General features: G+C 52.3%; 1 protein-coding gene. It reads right to left on the bottom strand.

The annotated features are described in order from the left end of the window. Positions 1-102 precede the first annotated feature (102 nt). A complete protein-coding gene (locus tag ACOCD2_RS24905) occupies positions 103-279 on the bottom strand; it encodes a hypothetical protein (RefSeq protein WP_293653872.1) in 177 nt (58 codons plus the stop codon). Positions 280-619: the final 340 nt, after the last annotated feature.

The raw sequence follows: 619 nt of genomic DNA, 5'->3' as shown, positions 1-619 counted from the left end.
TGGAGGAAGGAACAATTAAAGACATCGGATTGTATGGTGAACCCGGCATAGGGTTTGGAATGGTGTTTGTTGCAAAGAGAGCCTCGACGTTTTGAGTGGAATTCACCTTGGAACTTGTGGCCGTGTATCCGGTAAATCAGCAATGAGGAGCCGGTATAGATGGCAATCAGATTCTTCCGCTGCCAGCCATGGAGAGCGAAGCGAAGGCTGGTAGTCCCCAGTAGCCGCGAGGCCGCACTGTTTTCCCGGCGTACCTTGCGCCAGAGGAAAAATAAGCAAGCGTGTCTTCGGCCTCGTGATAGATTTTGGGGTCGAGTAGATGGGCGTATCTCGCCAGACGCTCTATCGCTATGTCGGCCCGGACGGTGAGTTAAGGGAATACGGTAAACAAGTGCTGGGTGAATAAGCAGGGTGATTTTATGCAGGAATTTACTGTTTGAGGTGGATCCGCGAGGGCGAACAGAAAACCGTAAGTTTCTGTTCAAATGCCCCCGCTAGCCCGCATCGCTCACCGATCTCCTGGTTCCAGCATTTTGGGCACCGGGACGTGGCCAAGATAGCTCGATAGCCAATTTCTCGTGCCAAGGCACTCGCCAGGAGAAGAGATTCTCGTGTTTTT

The organism is Thiolapillus sp. (assembly GCF_048562965.1).
GTDB classification, from domain to species: Bacteria; Pseudomonadota; Gammaproteobacteria; order Chromatiales; family Chromatiaceae; genus Thiolapillus; species Thiolapillus brandeum_A.
This window is presented reverse-complemented; position numbering and strand designations above follow the sequence as displayed.